The sequence below is a fragment of the Anoxybacillus sp. LAT27 genome, from assembly GCF_022030075.1.
GTDB lineage: Bacteria > Bacillota > Bacilli > Bacillales > Anoxybacillaceae > Anoxybacillus > Anoxybacillus kestanbolensis.
The window spans coordinates 1-249 of sequence record NZ_JAIWYK010000238.1 but is presented as its reverse complement, the minus strand read 5'-3'; the positions used below and the strand labels follow the sequence as shown (position 1 = coordinate 249).

The 249-nt window shown below is 44.6% G+C and carries 1 protein-coding gene; it reads right to left on the bottom strand.

The window, feature by feature from the left end; all coding sequences use genetic code 11:
• Positions 1–129 precede the first annotated feature (129 nt).
• On the bottom strand, positions 130–249 hold a 120-nt coding region (locus LD028_RS18230), incomplete at its 5' end, for a zinc finger domain-containing protein (protein ID WP_369414822.1).

The window sequence follows — 249 nt, the reverse complement described above, 5'->3', positions numbered from 1 at the left end:
CCGACTTCAATGTCTGCCATATGAATCACATCCTTATAGAGACTCGCATTTCACGTCAAAGCCAAAAGAAAAAGCCCTGACCGCGACGCAAAATGCGGTTAGGGCTTCATGAGCCTCAAAGAATGGGATTCATTGATCCTCTTTTTTTGAATTGAAGAACATATTGCAGGTGCCACATCTAGGACATTTAATTTCGGCAACGCCGCTAAGCTTCCCCAGGAGCTTGTTGCATTTTTTGCACCTGACTTC